The sequence below is a fragment of the Algoriphagus vanfongensis DSM 17529 genome (assembly GCF_000429465.1).
Classification (GTDB): domain Bacteria; phylum Bacteroidota; class Bacteroidia; order Cytophagales; family Cyclobacteriaceae; genus Algoriphagus; species Algoriphagus vanfongensis.
Genome location: NZ_AUBX01000017.1, coordinates 21201 through 41747, shown reverse-complemented (window position 1 = coordinate 41747; position 20547 = coordinate 21201). Strand labels below are relative to the sequence as shown.

11 protein-coding genes are annotated in these 20547 nt (G+C 42.4%); 3 read left to right on the top strand and 8 right to left on the bottom strand.

All coding sequences use genetic code 11. From position 1 onward, the window contains the following. Entirely contained in the window at nt 1-165 is a 165-nt protein-coding gene (locus G460_RS23230; RefSeq protein ID WP_157366955.1) for a hypothetical protein, read from the bottom strand. A 240-nt stretch (nt 166-405) separates the two neighbouring features. Here G460_RS23230 and dnaK point away from each other — a divergent pair, with 240 nt between their 5' ends. Together dnaK and G460_RS0117330 are read left to right on the top strand one after the other, a co-directional pair. Beyond that, complete coding sequence (dnaK, locus tag G460_RS0117335; protein ID WP_026956549.1) at nt 406-2325, top strand: molecular chaperone DnaK; 1920 nt, start codon at nt 406-408, stop codon at nt 2323-2325. A gap of 123 nt (nt 2326-2448) precedes the next feature. Beyond that, nucleotides 2449-2823 (top strand): co-chaperone GroES, encoded by a 375-nt coding sequence (locus G460_RS0117330; protein WP_026956548.1) that lies wholly within the window; start codon nt 2449-2451, stop codon nt 2821-2823. A gap of 47 nt (nt 2824-2870) precedes the next feature. On the opposite strand, the gene G460_RS0117325 is transcribed toward G460_RS0117330, so the two are convergent. The 4 genes from G460_RS0117325 to hemB form a co-directional block, all read right to left on the bottom strand. Further along, a complete protein-coding gene (locus tag G460_RS0117325; RefSeq protein ID WP_026956547.1) occupies nt 2871-3233 on the bottom strand; it encodes a hypothetical protein in 363 nt (120 codons plus the stop codon). Nucleotides 3234-3524: 291 nt separating this feature from the next. Further along, nucleotides 3525-4697 carry a porin gene (locus tag G460_RS0117320; RefSeq protein WP_026956546.1) on the bottom strand — a complete coding sequence of 391 codons (1173 nt, stop codon included), beginning with the start codon at nt 4695-4697 and terminating at the stop codon, nt 3525-3527. 96 nt (nt 4698-4793) lie between these two features. Then, the gene (locus G460_RS0117315) at nt 4794-6089 is read right to left on the bottom strand and encodes an ammonium transporter (RefSeq protein ID WP_026956545.1); all 1296 of its coding nucleotides are present in this window, start codon (nt 6087-6089) and stop codon (nt 4794-4796) included. A gap of 514 nt (nt 6090-6603) precedes the next feature. Beyond that, nucleotides 6604-7572 carry a porphobilinogen synthase gene (gene hemB, locus G460_RS0117305; protein ID WP_026956544.1) on the bottom strand — a complete coding sequence of 323 codons (969 nt, stop codon included), beginning with the start codon at nt 7570-7572 and terminating at the stop codon, nt 6604-6606. 124 nt (nt 7573-7696) lie between these two features. Here hemB and G460_RS22735 point away from each other — a divergent pair, with 124 nt between their 5' ends. Continuing rightward, nucleotides 7697-8677 (top strand): tRNA 2-selenouridine(34) synthase MnmH, encoded by a 981-nt coding sequence (locus G460_RS22735; protein ID WP_051316092.1) that lies wholly within the window; start codon nt 7697-7699, stop codon nt 8675-8677. 188 nt (nt 8678-8865) lie between these two features. Here the strand turns inward: G460_RS22735 and G460_RS0117295 are convergent, their stop codons facing one another. The 3 genes from G460_RS0117295 to G460_RS0117285 form a co-directional block, all read right to left on the bottom strand. Beyond that, the gene (locus G460_RS0117295; protein ID WP_026956543.1) at nt 8866-10794 is read right to left on the bottom strand and encodes a hypothetical protein; all 1929 of its coding nucleotides are present in this window, start codon (nt 10792-10794) and stop codon (nt 8866-8868) included. Next, complete coding sequence (locus G460_RS0117290; RefSeq protein ID WP_157366954.1) at nt 10791-17180, bottom strand: hypothetical protein; 6390 nt, start codon at nt 17178-17180, stop codon at nt 10791-10793. The genes G460_RS0117295 and G460_RS0117290 overlap by 4 nt, the downstream gene beginning before the upstream one ends. 130 nt (nt 17181-17310) lie before the next feature. Then, the gene (locus G460_RS0117285) at nt 17311-20547 is read right to left on the bottom strand and encodes a hypothetical protein (RefSeq protein WP_026956541.1); all 3237 of its coding nucleotides are present in this window, start codon (nt 20545-20547) and stop codon (nt 17311-17313) included.

Genomic DNA, 20547 nt, shown 5'->3' with positions numbered 1-20547 from the left:
CTAGGCGATCAAATATGTGAGATTGGGAACCATAGAGTAAAAAAAACACCAAAAAGAAGGCAATACTTCAAACTGCTCAATGCCATAGATCAGCGCCTCTCCGAGGAGGAGTACTGCAAGCCATCGCAGTTTTTCCTTTTTATTTCTGTGAAAAAATCCCTTCATACTACAGTTAAGATGAGTCTCTTTGGAAAAAGGTTGCAAACACCGTCAAAAAAACTTGCTAAACCTGTCAGGAATTCAGCCCGAAATGAAAGACGCTGTGTCAAAAACTGAAAAATCGGAAAAATCCTGAAGCCAATTTCTGCCAATCTGACACAAAACCGCTGAAAACATGGGCTGGCATACGCATTGAAGAATGGGACTTGTATTCAAAAAAAGCAACTCAAATAAAAATTTATAATCATGGGAAAAATTATAGGCATTGACTTAGGTACCACCAACTCCTGCGTAGCCGTAATGGAGGGAAATGAGCCCGTAGTCATCCAAAATAGCGAAGGTAGAAGAACGACTCCTTCCATTGTGGCTTTTCTCGACAATGGAAACGGAGAGCGCAAAGTAGGTGATCCAGCCAAACGTCAGGCAATCACCAACCCTGCCAATACAATTTCTTCTGTCAAAAGATTTATGGGCAAGAAATTCTCTGAAGTTTCTGCAGAGAAAAAACATGCCTCTTATAAAGTAGAGCAAGGATCCAATGACACCGTAGCAATCAAAATCGGTGACAGATCTTATACTCCTCAGGAGCTTTCTGCTATGATTCTTCAGAAAATGAAGAGTACAGCTGAAGACTTCTTGGGTCAAGAAGTGACTGAAGCAGTCATCACTGTGCCTGCTTACTTCAATGATGCAGAGCGCCAAGCGACCAAGGAAGCTGGACAAATCGCCGGTCTGGAAGTGAAGCGTATCATCAACGAGCCAACCGCAGCGGCTTTGGCTTATGGAATGGACAAGAAAAATCAGGACATGAAAATCGCAGTGTATGACCTTGGTGGTGGTACATTCGATATCTCTATTCTTGAATTGGGAGATGGTGTCTTCGAAGTAAAATCTACCAATGGTGACGTGCATTTGGGCGGTGACGACTTTGACCAAGTGATCATCAACTGGCTAGCTGAAGAATTCCAAGCTGAAGAGCAAATCGACTTAAGACAAGACCCGATGGCACTTCAAAGATTGAAAGAGGCAGCTGAAAAAGCGAAAATCGAACTTTCTAGCTCTTCATCCACTGAAATCAATCTTCCATACATCACTGCTACTCAGTCAGGTCCTAAGCACTTGGTGAGAAACTTGAGCAGATCTAAGTTTGAGCAGCTATCTGAGGATTTGGTAAGAAGATCTATGGAACCATGTAAGAAAGCTTTGGCTGATGCAGGCATGAGTCCATCTGATATTGACGAAGTAATCTTGGTCGGTGGATCTACCAGAATCCCAAGAATTCAGGAAGAAGTTGAGAAATTCTTTGGCAAGAAACCTTCTAAAGGTGTCAACCCGGATGAGGTAGTAGCCATTGGTGCTGCGATACAGGGTGGCGTATTGACAGGAGAAGTGAAAGACGTGCTATTGCTTGACGTGACTCCACTTTCTTTGGGTATTGAGACGATGGGCGGCGTATTTACCAAGCTGATCGAATCCAACACGACCATCCCTACCAAGAAGTCTGAAGTATTCTCTACTGCGGCAGACAATCAGCCGGCTGTGGACATCCACGTACTTCAAGGCGAGAGATCCATGGCCAAAGACAATAAGACTATCGGTAGATTCCAACTTTCTGACATTCCACCTGCACAACGAGGTGTACCTCAGATCGAAGTGACATTTGACATCGATGCCAATGGTATCCTGAATGTATCTGCAAAGGATAAAGGAACCGGCAAAGAGCAAAAGATCAAAATCGAAGCTTCCTCTGGTCTATCTCAGGAAGAAATCGACCGCATGAAAAAAGAAGCTGAAGCAAACGCTGCTTCTGACAAAGCGGAAAAAGAGAAAATCGACAAGCTCAACCAAGCGGACAGCCTAGTGTTCCAGACAGAGAAGCAATTGAAAGAGTATGGAGACAAGCTTTCCGAAGGAAATAAAACTGCCATCTCTTCAGCTTTAGAAACTCTGAAAGCTGCTCATCAATCCCAAAATATGGAGGGAATCGATGCAGCAATGGAAGGACTCAACAAAGCATGGGAAGCTGCTTCACAGGAGATGTACAATGCAACTCAGGGAGCTGGAGCTCAGCCAGGTGCTGAAGCTGGAGCTGCCGAAGGTGCAGAAGCATCTGGTGACGGTGTATCCGATGTAGACTACGAAGAAGTCAACGAAGACAAAAAATAAGTCACACTAGACCAACAATGCGGCATCTGAAATCAATCAGATGCCGTTCTATTTCTAAAGCCAAGAACCGAGAATCGCATCAAGGGGCTTGGCTTTTGTCTATCGCACCAAAACCTAGCGATTATGCAACTGACATCTGACAATAAATTAAAAAAACTCATCATCGTAGGAGATCGCGTACTCGTACGACTCAAAAAGCCAAACGAAAAAACCAGCTCTGGACTTTATCTACCTCCTGGAGTACAGGAAAAAGAAAGGGTACAACAGGGATACATCATCAAAATTGGTCCAGGATATCCCATTCCTATGCCGACGGAAGACCATGAACCGTGGATGGATCAGGATGAAAAAGTAAAATATGTCCCACTCCAAGCCAAAGAAGGGGATCTTGCTATATTCCTTCTTTCAGGTGCTCATGAGGTGATCTATGAAGGAGAAAAATACTACATCGTCTCCCAGAATTCGATTTTGATGTTGGAGAGAGAGCAGGAGTTATAAAAAAAAGCTCGGAAATTCCGAGCTTTTATACTTTTTAGAAAGTTAGATTAATGCCACCAAAACCTTCTCTTTTTCATTGATTTAGGCATGATGTAAGATGCATTACTATTTACTTTCATTCGGGAAGACTCTTCCCATACTTTTCTATTTTTAGCATCCAACCCTTTCGGATTATCAATTTCTCTCCTAGTCTGGATGAGCAATTTAGATGATTCAGAATTCCAAGTTTTAAATTGCTTAGCCTCAGCGCCAGTCACGGTCTCAGGGCTAGACTGGAATGCTACTGGAACCGTCTTCTTATTCGAATTCCAGACTTTGGCATTCTTTGCTTTAGGACCAGTTTCAAAGGTCTGAGCTTGGGTGACACCGAGTGCCAACACTGCCGTAATCATTAAAAGGGACTTTTTCATATCTCTCAAGTAAGGGTACACAAAGATATACAGTTCCCAAAGTAAAAGGTTACAAGAAATCAGTCTTTTTTACATGCTTTTTGATAAATGATAAAATTATATTTTAAATAAATTCTAAAAACTTATTATTTATCGGTTTTAAAAACACCCATTTTAGACAAAAACATGCATCAACTTTCATCAAATCACCTTCAAACCAAACATCATTTGGATGATTTTACCCTACAAAATAAAAAACCGAGGTGAAAATCACCCCGGCTTTCCTTACAACAATAGACCCTGTTTATTATCTTAAAATGCGAATACCGCTGCCAATAAAAATGATGAAAGGTTTTTGGTAGCCGCCAAATCTTTATTCATAAAGTAATCATTTCCCATCGTATCGAGTCGTAGTTCTGGAATGATGGTTAAGTTATTTCCGATTTTGGCATTTCCAGAAAGCGTCACCGCAAACACATTCCCATCACCGTTATCATCCAAACCTACTACTCCATCCAGCCCGTCATTGAAGACATTAAAATACTCTCCCCTCAGTCCCACTGCAAATTTTTCAGAAGCAGTAGCCTGAAGATAGCCAGCAAATCCGTAAAATCCATAACCATCTCCATCCAAATCTTGAATATCAGTACCACTAAATTCCTCTCCGGATGAAGTGGTGTTATATGTAGTATTGACTCCAAGATAAAGAGCATCGCTCACATTAAAGCCGGTAGTCAAATCCACTTGAAAAGTATTTCCCCCTGAAGTTTGCCCAGGAACCAAGCCGCCATCATTGGACAACTTACCATCCTGATCACCATAGATAAAGTTAAGGTAAGTACTTCCTGCATCTGTCGAATACCCTAACTGAGCCCCCATTGTGTAGGTCCCCATTAGATTGAATTCCGTCATATCTGTAGGGTTCATCACTGCGGCCATGAAGGAAAACTTATCAGACAAGGCTATATCAGCTTTCAAACCGGTGTGAGAAAATGGTCCATAGGAAAACATATAGGACGTGGAGTAATTAAAATTACCAGTTGGAGAGATCACCTCATAGCCCAAAAAAGTATTGAAATTTCCAATCGTGAATATCACCTTATCCGAAGCATTCCAGTACACATAAAGTTGATTTAGGATTTGGGAGCTACCGGCCATTCCTCCTGCATATAAAGGAGAGCCAAATACAGCATCCTCTCCTCTCGGACCAAAAACCAAGTCAACTACAGCTCCGACTTTATCCCCTTCATAGGTAGCAATGATATTCGCCATACCTAGCGAAAATCCCGGAAGATTGCCAAATGAAGTAGCAGGCGCCATAGCATTCTCTCCTTTGTTGGGAGCATTGAAGTTGGTTCTAAAATAGGCATCCACAGAACCTGAGAGTGTCAAAGCAGAGACTTTCTCTTCAGCTTCTTCTTGTGCCAGTACTACACTACCTGTAGCTATAGTTATACCAATAAATAGTAGAATTACTTTTTTCATTTTAATTTTGAGTGTTGGTGAATGTAAGAGTTGACCAATAGGCCCCGTCCCTTGAAAGAGAGTCGCATTTTTTTCGAAGGGAGGGGCTTCCTTTTTTTATTCGTCGTATACGATAGTATAACCTCGGATTCCATGCTCATGCGAATCCAAACCAGTTCTTTCGTGCTCTTCCGAAACTCTGATTCCCACAGTAGCTTTCAGTGCAAAAAAGATTACAAAAGCAGATATAAAAGCTGTAGCGCCACAAATGGCCACACCGATCAGCTGCGTGAAAAAGGAGTGATCTGGATTGGTAGAAAACAAGCCAACCGCCAAAGTACCCCATACGCCACAAGTAAGGTGAACCGAAACTGCACCTACCACATCATCCAGTTTTAACTTATCCAAGACAATAGCGGAAATCACTACGAGAATTCCTCCAATAAACCCGACTAAAACTGCCGTACCAGGATTGATAACATCAGCGCCAGCAGTGATGGACACGAGGCCTGCAAGTATTCCATTTAGCACCATTCCTAGATCCAGTCTTTTGAAAGCAAAGTAAGCCGCCAAGAAACCACCCAAACCACCAGCACATGCTGCAAGTGAAGTAGTCACCAAGACAAAAGACACCAATCCCGGATCAGCAGAAAGCACAGAGCCGCCATTGAATCCAAACCAACCTAACCACAACAAGAAAACACCGATAACAGCCAAAGGAACACTGGATCCAGGCTTTTCAACAGTCTTTCCATTGACATACTTACCCAATCGAGGTCCTACCAAAATCACTCCTGCCAAAGCTCCCCATCCACCTACTGAGTGAACCAAAGTACTTCCAGCAAAATCATAAAAGCCCATATCATCCAAAGCTCCCCCTCCCCATTTCCAACTTCCGATAATCGGATACACAATACCAACAAAGAACAAAGTGAAAATCAGATATGCTCCCAACTTAACCCTCTCGGCAATAGCCCCAGACACAATAGTAGCCGCTGTGGCTGCAAACATAGCCTGAAACAAAAAGTCCGTCCAATAAGTATACCCCCCATCTGCATACCCAGCAGTCACATCCGCATCCGCTGGAGAAAACCAAAACATACTCCAACCAGCACCATCAAATCCAAACCATCCTGGCACATCAAAACCAGGATACATCAAATAGAAGCCCACCACGGCATAGGTCATCACACCGAGAATAGGCGTAATGGTGTTTTTAAACAAAATGTTTACGGTGTTTTTGGCCTGACCAAAACCAGCCTCCACTCCAGCAAACCCTAAGTGCATAATAAACACCAAGGCCGTCGAGAGCATCATCCATACATTATTTGTAGTGAGGAGGTTGTTTGCGACCTCTGCAGAGAGATCTACCGCCGCCATATCATTAGCCAACGGAAACACGAAATACTTCATAGGTTTTCTTTTAAAATTTTAATTTTTTCAAAATTTACTATAGGTATAAAAGCAATTACTTTCGTCTAATGTAATTTAATTTAAGGCTAAAAAACAAATCACTTTTTCATCAAAAAGCATATTTTTAACTCCATTATGCATTTTTTCCAGCCAAAAATTACGAATTCTACAATTTATTCAGAATTTCAAGTGCTTTTAGGACAGATCCATTAGAAAAAATAAAATTCTGATTCCCTCTATAAAATTCTTTGAAATGGATTCCGAAAATCACCAATCAAAACTTCTTGAATAAAAAATAAATCAATTCCAAATATAATTCCGAAAATAGACTATTTTATTAAAATTTAATCAAAAGCTTGAAATTATAAATACTATAAAAATTCGGGTAAAACAGATTTTTTTTAGAGCATAACAGAAAAAGAATACACATTCTTTTAAAAAAGGACTTAAAAAACACACCACATATAACAAAAAAAGCCCGATTACTCGGGCATTAACTTATAATTAGCACCACTTATCGAGAAAGTAGCGCAAACTCCTTTGCAAAATATGTCAGAATAATCTTTGCCCCAGACCTCTTAATACTAAGCAATGACTCTAGCATTGCCCGATCATTGTCCAGCCAACCTTTTTGGGCCGATGCTTTGATCATGGAATATTCTCCAGACACATTATATGCCGCTATCGGCAGAGGATAGTTTTCATTCAAAAGCTTAATAATATCCAAATAAGCCAAAGCAGGCTTCACCATTAAAAAATCTGCGCCTTCCTCTATATCAAGATCCGCCTCTATTAAGGCTTCTTGTGAATTGGCTGGGTTCATTTGATAGGTTTTCTTATCACCGAACTTAGGAGCTGAGTCTAGCGCATCTCTAAACGGACCATAGAATGCACTTGCATATTTGGCTGTATAGGACATGATCGATGTTTCGGTGAACCCATTCTCATCCAACTCATCCCTCAAATACCCCACTCGTCCATCCATCATATCTGAAGGCCCTAATATATCTACTCCGGCATCCGCCTGAGCTAAGGCCATTTTGCTAAGAATGGCTAACGTCTCATCATTTAAAATTTTACCGTTTTGGACGAGCCCATCGTGTCCATCGCTGCTATATGGATCCATTGCCACATCTGACATCAGACATAGTTCCGGAAAATTCTTTTTGATCTCTCGAAGACCTTTGAGGTAAAATGTTTCGGGATTGTAACTCTCAGATGCCACAGAATCTTTCAACTCCTCAGGATAAGCCGGAAAAACGTCAAAGGATTTGACACCAAGCTTCATACAAGACTCAATTTCCTCTAGCATTTTATCAATCGAAAAACGATAAATACCAGGCATAGAATCCACTTCGACTTTTTTCTTTTCTCCAGGAATCAAAAACAAAGGGAAAATTAAGTCATTGACCGAGAGGGTTGTTTCTTCTACCAAGTTTCTCACTACTTCGGACTTCCTATTTCTTCTGGGTCTTCTGTTCATAGATATTAGATTTGATTACAAAGTTACTCTTCAAAACTTCCCTGTGAAACAACAACAGATATTATCCATTTTTTACTCCAAAAATGAACCCCAAAAACGTAACTTAAGAATTAAATAGCCCTTCATGAATTCAAGCAAATACACTTATTCAATTTTTGACTTCTGGGACAAACCACAAAAAATCCTAGACACCAGAGCTATCGAAAGCAAATCGAACTCCCCAATTCCATTTGCAGAAAAAATTCTTTCTTATACCTCCCGTGATCTTAAAAAGATCAAATCCAAAGGTTTCCCCTGCTCAGAAGGCATAGAACTAATGCACCAAGTCCAGCAATATCAGAAGTTTTTTGACACGAATGAAACGATAATATTGATAGATGAAGCTCCCTATTTGATTTCTCTGGCTGTTTGGCAACACTACCGCCCCACCTCCAATGTCCTTATATACCAAGGTGGCACTAAAAGACTAAATCAAGAGTCTATTGACTTTATGAAAAGACCATTTTCTTTTGTCACACTATTCGGAAAGACTGGAGCGGGAAAAACGGAGCTTTTGAGAATACTGGAATCCAAAGGAGCACAGACACTTGATCTTGAAAGTATTGCCCGACATAAGGGTTCCGTTTTTGGTAATCTCGAAGAAAAAGAACAACTCTCTCAGGACTCATTTATTTGGTCGCTAGCTCACAAACTTGCCTCGATGGATCTCAATAAAGTGATTTTCGTAGAAGCTGAAAAATTCAATTTGGGGAAAAACATGATTCCTTTGCCTCTTTTGGATCATATGGAAAACGCTAAGAAAATCAAACTCAATCTACCAAAACCAGCCCGAATACATCGGATTATTCAGCAGTATGCAAAGGTCAACGATCCAAAACTCGCGTCTGGAATAGAAAAACTAAAATTCAAACTAGGCAAATCAATTGCAGATCAGGCGCTACAATATCTAAGAGAAAAAAACTACGAAGAACTGATGGGAATTCTTGTGGACTATTTTGACCAATCCGAGTCCTACAATACCTTAGATACTATTAATTTTGATTGCGAATTGGACAATCAAGACATGGATCAAGCAGCTGACTTATTGATCAGAAAATTCTACTAAGGACATAAAAAAAGCGTCAACCGTAGGAGACGCCACTGTGCTGCAGAAAGTCATTGTATTACTCTTCGTTATACTGTTACTCAAGATTCAATTCCCTGTTTTTCTTCCTTACTTGCTCAGATTCCGACACCGAAGTGCGATATTTTTAGTGTTTTTAAGTCATATATTGATGAATTCAATTTAGGTAATTATCGTTTATTTTCCAATACCAAATCAAATCTAAGTCCGCTACTTCCTTCCCCTCTACCGGTTCGTTTCCTCCTGCCATACCAAGACACAATCTTCCCATTGTACCAGCGAGTTCTCTGATAAGTCCCTGTCAATTTAACTCCGGCTCGGGGTATCTCCTCCTCATTGATATAAAGCGGAGTATTCTGCTTATCATCTTCATCTATTCCCTCTCTTAGTAGCGGAGTTCTTGGCCTGATCGCATGTGCATCAAACAAGTCCATGATTCTGGGCATAGACGCTCTTTGAAAGTGAATTTCTCTATTTGAGCCATTTTGATGAACTGCTATAAAAGGAATCCAGTTTTCACTCACGCTATTTCCCAGTTGATATTTCAACTGTGGCTTATACGTAGAAGCCTTACTTTCCACTGCCTGAGGATTAGTAGCAGGCAGCACCAAGTTCAAAGGAGCACTTTCTTCCTGGATCAGCCGGTCAAATTCTTCTTTTAGATTTTTAGCAGCCTCATAACCATCCAGTCCGCCTCCCAACCCATCTGGTATTCGTGTTTCGATCCCCCAGACCATATTTGCCATCTCATCTCTGATGAATTTAACTTCCTCAATCGCCTCACTCTCGATTGTTTTCACAGTAGATGGAGGCAATAACACTCTTTTATCAAAGGAGTCTTGAGCAAACTCTCCAGTATCCACAGACAAGGCATACATATTCCATTCATTCCAACTCTCTCCCTCGTGATGTGCTGCGTTGACAAAAAAGTTTTGACCAAATGTATCCCTGACCAGAATCCCTTCTACCTCCACAAAGCTCCCTGTAGAAATATCATAGGGAATCGCCAGCCAGTCATTGCTATATTGTAACGCATACTGGGTCACCAAAATTTTTGCAATATCCGTATCCGAGGCCTTTAGATTCCCCAGATCGATTGATCCATCTTCCATCTCCCACCATCGAGAATTAGGCATTCCGGCAAAACTCGCTTCGGCTGGAATCACGGTCAACACCTCTCTTTTTTTGATATTGGCATCTATAGCCCCAGCCCCATTTTGCTTTTCTTTGGCGACATCAAACGAATACCAATCCAAATGCCCTTGAAAATATTCAGTAGCTTGAAGCTCAGTTTCTGATGAATCACCTTCATCGATGCTGGTTTTGAAAGCATACTCCAGCCTTTCTGACAACCATGAATCATCCTGATCATTTTCGGGCAAATTCAATTCATTTTTAACATACTCAACCCAACGATTCGCTGCATTTTGAACGGCAGTTTTATGCTTGGATTGAATAAACTTTTCCGCTGTAGCTGATTGGTTTGCTGCCAAAACAATTGCTCCAATAGCTGAAGTATCACTGTTTAGAATCTCCCAAAGGAGTCTTCCATTAACCGCTCTGCCTGCCATAGTTCTCAAAAATGAAGAGGCTTGTTGCAAACTCAGGGCTCTTGCCTTTGAAGCAGAAAGCTGTGCGGTATCACTATCGCTAATTTCCGGCACTTCAAAAGGGAACCTACGAACCAACAATTCCTGATACATTCCTACGCTATAACCTTGACTAGCCGGCAAGCCACCCCCTTCTTCATCTAGAAGTTTTGAAAACTTCTTCCCAAACCTCACCGCCTGCTTCAAATCAATAGATGGAATCAAGCGCTCTACTCTCGCCTCCATCGGAATATCTTCCGAATAGGGGATTTTTTGCCCATTTGCTCCAGTGAAGGAGCTCATTCTTACGGTATTGATAGCCGCTTTGGCAAAAATAGCAGAGCCCGCATCCTCTCCTTTCAATTCTCCAAATTGGAACTGACGCGAAATCATCCATAAAGGATCGTGAATTTTCGCTGCTAAAGAATCATCCAGTTCTTCTTCTCTAGGCCTACCTTCTATCCTATTATAGGCTCGAAATGGCTCACATGGATCATATAATTTTATCATGTTAGTTCATCTGGTTCAAATCCCTCATTCACTCCTGTATAATCTATAAAATATCCCAACTTTTGCTCATCGCCTGGTTGCGCGTCATTCGTATCATCCTCATCGATTCCTGCCAAGATCTGAGCAAATTTAGTATCTCCAAATGCCAGAGTGGCTGTCGCCGGCAATAGCTGAGCAAACATGGAAGAATCAATCTGATCCGGTTCGACAGCTCTTAGCTTAGCCAAATTGAAAGCTTCTTCCACACAAAGTCCCAGCTCTTCGAAATCCCAGGTTCCTCTTTTCTCAGGAGGTACTGCCAATAGCAAACTTTGAGGAGCTCTGGAGTCTGGCTGATTGAAATGAAAAGCTATTCCCGTCGTTTCTTTGGCATCAGGGATGATCTCCATCCACTCGTCCAAAATCAGTCCGCAACTCTGCGATTGAAGATGCTCTTGGCCAAAAATCAATAATGACAGCTTGTCTCCATCAGGATTGTGATCTGAAGGAAACTCCGCTCCCAGCCAATAGTCACGCTCGCTGAGAGGAGGCAGATTATTCATATCCCACGGCAATTGTACTGGCTTCAGCCCAATGGCATTACCGTGCAATACTTCCCCTACCATAGATACTGTTTCGAGATAGCTCAGCCTATTTCTTACCAAAGAAATACTGGACCACCAATCTTCCATCAAACTTTCCGGATGATGTCTCAAGGGGCTTTCCGCCCATGAAATACCCAATTGCCCTGATATATCTGTTTCATTACTGATGCTGGTTTTGGGAATCATTTTGAAGCCACTTCCAAAAAATTTTGAAGAAAAATCTGTGAGAAAGCTGAGCCATTTACCCTGATCAATTTCCAACTCTAGTTCAGCAAACTTCGCTTGTGCAAAACCAATATTTTCTACCATCCTTGCTTTTGCTGAAATGATTCGCTGAGCCATCGCCAGTACATCTTCCTCAAGATTAATTGGATAAAAGCCTGCAAACCCAACTTGAGTCAAAGCCACTAATGAATCTACCGCCAGCTTTTTCTCTCCCACTGAGTAGGACGTTTTAGCCCCTTCAAAGGGAGACAAGCTATCCAACAATGCCTGATAATCAGCCACTGCAGCTGACATTCGGCTCATGAGCTCTTCAGTATCAATTCCTGGAGCGGTCGGACCAAAATTGGCTTCATCTTCCGCAATCCTATAATCTCTGGCGTCTGCTGGTCTAGAAGAGCCAATCACTTTTCCTAAATGTTGTATCAAGGAAACGATTTCACCAAAACTTAAATCCTCAGCCCCTGCCGCCTCATTAAATTTGATTTGAATATCATCATTCGGTAGCGCACCATTGGCATGCAAATGCGTAATACATCTAGCTTGTAGTTCACTTTGACTTTCATCACCTCCAGTAGTAATCAGCATGACCAAATCCAATGGCTGCATACCCAAATCCAAAAGGTTCATACTGGATTCCGTCTCCCCAAACTGCACTTTCCAAGCTACTTTTTCGGGGTCTCCGATCTGGGCCGCAATCCAGTGATTCAAAGATGGCTCTGCTTTACTTTTAGGACTTACTGCGACTCCAGACCAAGGTGAATTAGAGTTTGCCACCACAGGAACCTGAAGAATTGCCCTTTGTGTAACCATCACACCCTGCCTCATACTTCGGATTATTTCCGGATCCAATGGCACTTTCCCCTCCGAGATCGCATTCAAAACTGCCGTTGCGCGGACATGATTTCCTCTGACCAGTTGGTATACTCCTTCTGCAGTGACCAAATCACCAAGTGAATCGATCGCATCAGCCATATTATCTAGTTCATGGACTATAGCCCTGATTTTCTTTTCTTCAAGAGATTTGGATGAGCCGGTTGGAGGAATGAGAGGATTGGGCAATTGACTCTGAAGCCCCCAAGGAAAACCCCTGAAGGTAAATTGCCCTCCGCTTTTCTGGATAATGTTATCCACGTAAGTTTTTTCGTCATTCCAGAGTTTTTTAGTCTCCATATCCTCTTTGATATGGTCTAGCAATGCCAGCCCATCCACCACATTGGCAGCTTTGATGGCCTCCAGTTGATTGGTATTTGTCGGATCGATCGAGGTATCTGAATAGGTAGGAAATTTCCTTCTCAGCCGATAAATGTGTACATCCATCTCCAAAGGCGCCCCTAAACCATTGTCATATTTTTCATGTAGAGCTCTTTCAAACATATAACCAAGCAAAGCTCCAGTCTCTTGTCCATTCCCTACTCCTTCTAAGAGGTGAAGTGCCATCCTAACTCTCCTAGATGTCAAATTGATAGAGAGGGCATTACTAGCACCTTCTTTGGCTTTGATAGAGTTATAACCAGCCCGCAGGACTGCGGCAGTCACCGCATGATTCATACTAGGTCCATGAATAAATCCCTGACTGTCTGGCAACACCTTCACATCCTGCCCATTGGAAGATTCTAGCCCCTCTGGCAACGAGGATACGGAATCAATAGGATCTGGAGCCCTACGCAGATCATGCACAAACCCATAGGCCCCGAGATAAGTCCCTGCTTTTTTATTTTTTCGAAGTTCCTTGAGTCTAAAATCTGATAATCCTGTCAGCCATGCATCAAGCCTATAGCTGACCAAATCAATATGTGAAGACAATAATCTCTCAAGAGTACTGACGTCCAAGTCTTTTAGTTTGTTGACAGCCCTTTTGGCGTAGATCCCATGATCATATACTAAAGAGCCTCTGAGCATTGCCATCAACACGGAATATTGCGTCTGATTTTCACCTTCGACAGAGACTTTAGGTAGATCTGAATATTTTAACTCAGTAAGACCGGTAAGACTATTCAATCCATGGAGCCATTCAATATAATTTGTCCCCTTGTCTGTAATTGCCAATGCATCTTTGCCTAATGCGGGATCTTGTACCAAATTCCCCAAAATGAAATTTCCTTCCGTGAATCGGTTTTTGTAAATATTGGACTTGGAAATAGCATTGGTCTGAGTGGATGTAGATGTATGTCCCAGCCCTTTTAGCAGCAGGTTGTAATTATAGGCGACCTCACTCGGGCTGAATTTCTCAGTTATATGATCCCAATTGACATTAAAACCAAGCCCTTCCCCATCAGGATCTTGCCAGCGATTGGCGGCATTGACTCCAAATCTGAAGAAAAACTCTTTTGAAAAAGGCTCAAGACCCAAAATCTTCAGAAACTCAGACTGCGGGTTAGAAGTATAAGCTGCACTGTTGATATGTATCGGATTTGCATTGATTTGATCAAACGCTGCCTTAGTCTGCTTCAGGAATAAAGTCAGATTCTTGATATAGCTTGATTCAGTGCCTTTTTTAGCTGATCCTTGCGACTTAAACAATTTGACCGGCGAAACAGGCAAAACTCCATATGGCTGATTATCCACTCTGAAGACAGGTAAATTCCCCGTACCGGAAACATGGTGAAGCATGAAAAGCATGGTCTGATCGATATCAAAATCCCCCAATAGATTCTTGAGCATGACTTTGAAATAATACTTCAAGGTGGCATTGAATAAAGACCTGTTCATTGCCCTGCCGTGAGCTATCTCCATTTTCTCCCGATATCGGATATTATCAGCTAAGTCTTTGGGTATCCCAAGGGCCTCTTTGAAAAACTGTCCATCAGAGATCTCCAGCTCATGGGCATCCGCATAGCTATCCAGGTATTGCGGTGATTCCTCTGCAAAAAACAAATCAAAAGCACCATCCAGATCATTGTCCAGACTACGATAGGGAGACTTGACGTTTTCAGTATTATTCGTAGCAGTGGCTGTAGGGAGATATTCCAAGCCCCCATCGCTATATAAGTGATTGGTGAATAGTTTATCGACGAGTTTCTGGCTTTCCTGAGCATCTTTATTCTGCACCCCATAGGCCATGACCAACTCAAAACCTTTGTCCCAATCATCATTATCCAGCGGTATTTTCACTCCCAACCCCGCCTCCACAGCAGCGTCAAAATCAAACATCCAAGATAATTCCTCCGGGACCTGAAGATCTCCGTTTGGCAGATGGGTGAAATGCTCAGATTGATCAGCACTGGGATCCAAACTCACCGGCAATGGGTTTTGAACAGTCTTTCCTGTGACGACATGCTGATAATCGCCTCTTTTGGTCACGACCACAAATCTATTTGGCATAGCTTCAGTATATCCCGCTCTATCCCAGCTTTTGGATTTCTTTTCGACATTTGGGAAAGTCAATTCCGGACGAAAAGGCAAATTCAACTGCTCAATATTAGTTTTGTAATATTCGTAAACCAGCTTACCGCTTTCATTAATCAAGCTAGCCAACTTCTCAATTTGTGCCTTTTGATCAGCAGAAGTGCGATTGGTCACCCAGCTAGATAGTAAATCTATCAATTGTCGAAAATCAGAAATCGCCTTATCCAAAGTCCCCTTAGTCTCGACGCAGGCGGTAAAATTGGATTTACTCAGCATCTTTTTGATGGTGACGGGAGCTTCTGCAAAAGCCTGCAAAAGCTTTTCTATCCTCGCATCACTTTTGGTTTTGCCAATACCTCTCCCCTCAAAACCCAAGTTTTTGCGAAGGTATTCCTCTAGGGAATTTTGTATGGTTGTGATTTTACCATTAGTAAGCTCTTTGGGAGAAAGTATCTTAATGGCGTATGCAGCTCTTCGCACACCCAGACTGGCAGCTGCCGCTCTCCAAGCCCCCAATTTGGCAGCTTGTCTATCTTTTTCAATTTTGCTGTAGACCTCATAGTAAAAATCCTTGGCTATGGTCTCCTCCTCATCTGTCAGCCTTTCATCATGATTATCAATTGCGATATCGTCAGGAAAAATACGTACCCAGAGTTCTTTGACTTCCACAGATTGCACTGTGAAAACCACCCTCCCTTTCATCTCCTCATAAAAACGATCTCGGGGATCATTGACATCGGTCAGTTGATCTAAAATTTGGTTTTCTATAGCGACGAGTACCTTATCTGTTTCTTCTCTGGTCGCATTGGCCTCAGGGAGTGGATTTGCCGCCAAGACATTGTTTACCTGATCTCGCAGACTGAAATAGGCACTTTTAAGATTATTATATTCACTTCGCGGCAATAGAATTGTACTGGAAGCGGTCGCTTTGATTTTTTGCTGAAGCTCGGTCAGTTGCTTAGTCAGCTCAGTCAGCGTTTGCTGAGGAGTCTTCACGGTACTTACGCGAATGGCATCTCGGGCAGTCAAGATACTACCTCGTGTAGCCACGGCCGATAGAGTACTGGTTTTGATCTTATTTTCAGCTAGGATTTGGTTTTCGACTTTTTTAAAACCGGGCTCCAACTCTTTTACCGCATCCATAAATTGCCCCAGCTGTGTGCCAAGACGAGTAATTCCTGATTTTTCAATCGAAGTGGTAGGCCTGATTTTTTTGGAATTTGTCAAGAACGAATCCAGCAACTTCTTCAGGTTGGCATAGCTTGACTTAAGCTGATTGATGTCCGCAAGTTCTCCATCTAGCGGTAGCTGAGCATTGCTTTGAATTTCTTTGAGCTGTACCAGCAGTTCCTTCTGAGTTGCTGCCAGCGTTTTATAATTCTTGATACCAATCCTCAGTCTAGAGGTAAGAAAAGAGGAAGCCTTTACAATTTGACTATTAAGTTGCTTGATCGGAAAGGTCTGAATCGTCTCCCGAAATCGAACCACCGGCACGGTTTCGGCATCTATTTTTTTCTTTAGTTCATTGATCTTGCCACGCAGATCATATTCTTCTTTTTTGAGATCTTTTTGCCCAGTATAGCCGATTTTGAAATTGGTCAGCCGGACATTTCCACTTTTATGCTGACGTTTGATATAGGAAATTTTACTCTGGATCTGCTGGATCATTTCTTCCGTAGCGCGAAAATCAGGCGCATCCGCCAACTCATCCAGTTCTGCCAATTGTTTATCAATCGCCGCAAGTTCTTTTTCGAGCGACGCTGCATTTATTTTTTCCGAGACAAAAATCGCATCGATACTTTTGTTCAGCTTCTCGAGACCCTCCAGGTATAGCTTCCCTTTTTGATAGATATCCAGTGAAGGAGTTTTGATCCGCTCCACAGCATTCTTCAGTTCATCTATGCTTGTGAGCAATTCTCCCTTATATTTCGCCACTGAAGCAGCTACCTGAATCGGAGACATCACCGTCAATATATCTCCTGCAGCATCTCTCAATACCAACTTATCTGCTCTGGGAGCTTCGGTGATTTTATTGACAAGATCGGCAAGCTTGTCTACTCCCGCGCGATATCCTTCGAGCGCTTTCCCTATTTCAGCGACTTTCGCACTTTTGATATTTTCAGGCGCAAAAAATATCTGAATTTGAGAAATCAACTTATAAGCGTTTTGAACAATCGTATTGACTCCGCCACGGGAAGATGTGGATGGTTTTACCAATCGTGAGTAGTTCATAAACTTTGTTTCCAGCCTGACTGGAAGCATCAATACAGGAAAATCGTCACTCCTTTGATTAAAAGCGATTTTTATTTGGTGAAAATTCGGGTCATTATACTTACCTACAAGGTGTGGAATAGTCATAACATCAGTCGTTTAGCATGGTGGAAGCATGACGTGCAAAAAGAATAGGAGACTGGTAAAGAATATAAGCCATATCACTGCTGCTTGCTCCCCATTGAGCAGCTCTTGGACCTGTGCCATTAGGACTGAGGCTGAAATTCACCCCATTAACTTTCAAATAAGGTGGTTGGCTGGATGCATTGCCCGTGAGATGCTCCCACGTGACTTGGTTCCAGTTATCAGGAGTCATATCCAAAGCTCCATCTAAGTCATCCAATCCGAAGCTGACTTGACCAGGTCTTTCGCGAAGGACAAAAAACCATCCTGGATTATTGGTTCTGTTTCCATTCGCTTCCTCCTGAGAGAGCTCAAAGCCAAAGAAATATACATCCGGTTCAATACTACCACTTACGATAGGCCACTTGACATTACCTGGACTATCATAATCATCCATTTGTCTGGGAGCAGTTTTATTGCCCGGTTGAAATTTCGCCTTTTGAGCATAGACGAGCGTATTCGGGTATTTTCTGAGTAGGTCACCCTTGATCAGAAGCACCAGATCCGGCCCTGGTTTTTCTTCATTTGCTCCCAAAGCTTTATTCCACTTGTGGATCTCCTTGATATCTGCTCTGGCATTTTGATTGGCAAGCATCTCTTGGACATACACATCGTAATCATCACCAAGTTCCACCTGATTCATGGGATCATTATCATATTCCCAAAAGTGCCTGAAGTAGCTTCCCCTCATGTCGGTAGGAAATTCTCTCCACAGCAGCTCTCTGGAGAATTCATGGTTCATCCCCATCAAAAAGGATTCGATAAATTCTCTATTCGTCTCCATCAAGGTGATGGTATTAGGTTCGATTTCGGAAATATTGGGGATGATGTAATCAGGAGAAATCTCTTTGAGATAGTCATACATCGGAATAGGAAACCGTGGATAAGCCATGATAGGCTTGTTGACATTGGTGTAGTTTGCCCGAAAAAAGGACGACAATTTCCTCTTGAAATTAAAAACCGGGTTTAGCTTGGCAATAATTTTCTCCTGCAAATCCGTCTGAAGGAGAGCCTTCACAGGTCTTTGATAAGCTGTAAACTTATTAGCACCTCCTACTTTTGTCACAAATTTGGTAGAGAAACTTGTCAGATAATTGGCTCTATTTTCAATAATCTTCGCATGATCGAATTGTACGGGGATGATTGGGTTGTTTTCTCCTTTGACAAACTTCACTTTCGCCGCTGTTCCATACAGACCCTGATCAAAAGAATGACTGATCTTATCTTCAAATACTTTTTTGTCTATTGTGAAAACCCTGACTCCATCTTCCACTTTCCTACCATCAATCCCATCCAAAATTGTTTTCGCTCTGGCTTTTTGAGACTCTTTATCATTCCCTACAAAAACTGTCTCCAGCTTTGACATCACCTGGTTTGTAGTGAAAGTCGTACTGGGAAAACTCAAAATCGCCTGAGTCAAATGCTCCATAAATGAAATGGGAGGATTTTCCACGACGCTTGATATCATGGAGTAGGCTGAGGCAGCCTTCAAAAGCATCAACGGTTCTTCTTTGGGAGGGGCAGCAGACAGTTTCCCATCTGCATTTTTTGCTTTATTCAGATTATTGAAAAAAGTCTTGTTCAGAATCTTCAGAGCGCCATCCTCTCCATTATTCATCAATGCAGTCGGAGTGAAATTATTGGCAACTTTGAGAAATGTCCCGGATCTAATGGCTGTTGGCACAACTGATTTTTTGATGGCATGTTTGATTGTAGCTCCAGGTTCCAGCTTCATCATTTCAAAGGCTTTCCCCGTTGCGTTGACCAGATCGAATTTATCCAGTTTAAACACCTTCTTTTGCGCCAATGAAAGTGTAGCCCTTTTCATCAATTCATTTTCCCTGATCTTTTGGTTGGCCTCGTTGATCTCTCCAATCTGCTCCCAAGCCATTTCCATAAATTTCTCCTGATTCTTTTGCACGACTTGTACTCCCAATCCTGCCGCTGACCGATTGCTGGGGTGAAGGTTCATACGGTGAATCCAATCAGTGGAATTGGCAGTCAACTTTGTAAGTCCCTTATGCCATTTGCCATAAGTGGGCGGAGTGATGATCGGATCATCCTCCACTGCAGGTGAATAGAAAAAACTCTCATTGATAGTAGGTACGGTGTCCTGTAGATCAAAAGAAAGGTTCAAAACTTTCAGGAGTTCTGCTTTGAGCTGCAAGTCACTGAGTGGCCATGGTGCAGTCTGATAGTCAGGGTGTCGCATGGCTCCTTCTACAAAACCCACAGCATCATCCCCTACAGGCTGAATGCCAAACCCCATATCACTCATATCCATCTCCCGCTTCCCTATATTATCCGGAAGCTCACGAGCTTCCAATAGCTGCGCAAGACTTTCGAAATCTCCTCCCTCATCTACCTTGAATGACCAGGTGAAATAATAGGGATAGCTGGATGGATTTGTCCCTCCGTTGAGATCTGCTCGTGTCCAGGAACTCTTTTGTGCAGGAACGCCATCTGTCTCCAATCCAAGACCTGCCAGTCTTCCTGTCTCAAATGCAGGAATCAGAAAGGCATGGTACACATTGGGATCATAATCCATCGCAGGAGATGGAGCTGTATATTCAAGCTTCCTTGGGCACAAGACTCTTGACAGTGCCAAATCAGGATTCTTGTCTAGCTTGGAAGACAATAACCCGGCGGATTCACTTGCATTGTCCCCCAAATCCTCCAATACATGTACATGGGCCAATGCATAAGTATCTTTCTCATTGCAGAAAACCTTGGAAAGAGCTGCATTGTCAATAGTGATAAATGGTGTAGGTGTACCTCCTGTACTTTTTTCAAATTCATTTTCCCTCAAAACAATCAGTGCCAACCACGGTCTCAACTTATTCCCAACTGGACGTGCCGGAGTAAATCTCCAAGGAAGATCTTCTTCATAAAACTCTACATAGCAGAGGTTGTTGGTTTCGAAATTGTGCACACCTTTTTTGGGATGCACTCTGATGATGGACTTTGAATTGATACCCAACACATCGCCAGGACCTTGCACCTTCACTATCTTGGTTACATTGTGGCTTTGGCTAAGTTCCTCTTTGGTGGCCTTGACTTTGGCGGTCACAGAGATCTCCGGCCTTTCCACAGTGGCATTATTGGGCAGGGCATTTCCTAAAAAATCCGACTCTATGATCTCATTCCCCAAACCTTGTCTGACCCAAGGTAAAAATGAATATCTGGCTAAAACTGAATCTGACAT